This window comes from Dietzia sp. Cai40 (assembly GCF_014145165.1).
Classification (GTDB): domain Bacteria; phylum Actinomycetota; class Actinomycetes; order Mycobacteriales; family Mycobacteriaceae; genus Dietzia; species Dietzia natronolimnaea.
In genome coordinates this window covers 1-2176 of record NZ_JAALEB010000476.1, presented here as the reverse complement: position 1 = coordinate 2176, position 2176 = coordinate 1, and the positions used below count along the sequence as shown (strand labels likewise).

The following is a 2176-nucleotide window of genomic DNA, read 5'->3' as shown; positions in this document are numbered from 1 at the left end:
GACATCGTCGTCGGAGGACTCCTCCGCCGGCTCGTCGGCGTCGTCCGATCCACCGGAACCGTCGTCGATGACCGCGAGTTCTCCGCCGATCTCGACGGTCTCGTCCTCGTCGGCGACGATCTTGGACAGCGTGCCCGCGGCGGGCGACGGGATCTCGGTGTCGACCTTGTCGGTCGAGACCTCGAGCAACGGCTCGTCGACCTCGACGGTGTCCCCCTCCTTCTTGAGCCAGCGGGTGACGGTGCCCTCGCTGACGGATTCACCGAGAGCCGGCATCTGTACGGAGAAGGCCATGGTGTCGTGACTCCTCAAGAGTTCTGGGCGCTGCCCGCCGGCGCGATCCGCACCCGCGTGAGCGGCGACATGGTGGTGGGCTATCGATTCTTCGAGACGACCCGGGACGGAACCACTGTGGCGGCCCGCCCGGACGATCGACCCCCATTGTGCCCTGTGCCACCTACCGGTGTCGGCGGACGCTCCGATCCCGGCGTCTGTGGGCGCCCGATCCGCCCGGCGGCCGCGCCATCACCGGTGCTCGGGCTCGGTACGATCGATTCGGCGTAGACGGCCCCACCCCGGACGGGGGGCCGACGGGAGGAGACCGACAGTGGCGATCCGCGATCTTTTCCGGCGGCGGCAGACGCGGATCCCCGCGGATCCCGCCGACCTCGCCCACTTCCGATCCTGGTGCGAGACCCGGGTGGGGATCGAGGCGTACCTGGAGCCCGAGACCCTCGTGTCGGTGCCCGGGCTCCTCCTCGTCGCGTTCGACGGCGAGTGGACGCGACGCCCGGTGGGGGACGTGGCCACCGCGCGCAAGCTCGCCGACGAGCTCAAGATCCCCCTCTACGACGCGATGGAGACCGGGTACCCGGACCAGATGCGGCTCTTCGAGGAGGTCCGCATCTCCCGCGAGCGCAAGGAGAGGGCCCGCCGGCTCCGCGAACAGATGCGCGGAGCCGACGAGGCCTGACCGGCCGCGGACGGGTGAGCCGCCCGCGGACGGGTCAGCCGGCCGCGGCGATGTCCTCGAGCACGGCGAGCATCGTCCGGACGGGGACACCGGTCCCGCCCTTGGGCAGGTAGCCCTCGGCGCCGCCGTCGTTGTAGGCCGGGCCCGCCACGTCGACGTGGGCCCACTCGACGCCCTCGGCGACGAACTCGGAGAGGAACAGGCCCGCGGAGAGCATGCCTCCCCAGCGGTGCGGGGTGACGTTGGTCAGATCCGCGACCTGGGAGTCGAGGCCGTCGCGGAGCTCCTCGGGCAGCGGCATCGGCCAGCCGCCCTCGCCGACCCCCCGGCTGAGCTCGGCCACCCGGTCGCGGAACTCCTCGGTGCCCATGACACCGGGGGACTTCTTGCCCAGTGCGACCATCTGCGCCCCGGTGAGCGTGGCGGTGTCGATGAGGTGGGACGGCGAGTCCTCGCACGCGCGGACGATGGCGTCGGCCAGGATCAGCCGCCCCTCGGCGTCGGTGTTCTGCACCTCGACCGTCGTCCCGCCGTACATGGTGAGCACGTCGCCGGGCCGGTACGCGGTCGAGGACGGCATGTTCTCGGCCATCGGGACGGTCGCCACCACGGTCAGGTCGAGACCGAGCCGGGCGGCCAGGATGACGGTCGCGACCACGGCGGCCGCACCGCCCATGTCCATCGTCATCTGCTCCATGCCCGCGGCCGGCTTGATGGAGATGCCGCCGGTGTCGAAGGTGACGCCTTTGCCCACCAGGGCGACGGGCGGCCGGTTCTCGTTGCCCCGGTGGGTGAGTCGGACCAGGCGTGGTGGCCGGGACGACCCGCCGCCCACGGCCAGGATGCCGCCGTATCCACCGTCGGCCAGGTCGGCCTCGTCCATGATCTCCACCTCCAGGCCCGCGGCGGCGGCGAGCTCGGCGGCGCGGTCCGCGAAGGAACCGGGGAAGAGCAGGTTGGGTGGGGTGTTGACCAGGTCGCGGGCGAGGCCGACGCACTCGGCGATGGTGGCGGCACGGGTCACCGCGTCCTCGCCGCCCTCCGCGACGAACACCTTCACGGTGTCCGCCTTGTCGTCGTCGTCGTTCTTCGCCGTGACCTTGGCCGGCCGGAACGATCCCAGCGCAGCCCCCAACGCGACCGCCTCGGCGCGCCCGGCGTCGAGCAGGACCAGTGCGGCGCCCAGCCCACGGCACGCGCGCG

The 2176-nt window shown here is 72.2% G+C and carries 3 protein-coding genes; 1 reads left to right on the top strand and 2 read right to left on the bottom strand.

The genetic code is table 11. From position 1 onward, the window contains the following. Window positions 1–294, bottom strand: a 294-nt coding sequence (locus G6022_RS16055; protein WP_347238197.1) for a biotin/lipoyl-containing protein, incomplete at its 3' end; no start/stop codon positions are given. Between the two features lie 313 nt (window positions 295–607). Here G6022_RS16055 and G6022_RS16050 point away from each other — a divergent pair. After that, on the top strand, window positions 608–973 hold the full coding sequence (locus G6022_RS16050) for an oxidoreductase (protein WP_182692002.1): 366 nt from the start codon (window positions 608–610) through the stop codon (window positions 971–973). Between the two features lie 34 nt (window positions 974–1007). Here G6022_RS16050 and G6022_RS16045 read toward each other — a convergent pair. Next, a partial coding sequence (locus G6022_RS16045) for a leucyl aminopeptidase (protein WP_241731270.1) occupies window positions 1008–2176 on the bottom strand: 1169 nt, incomplete at its 5' end.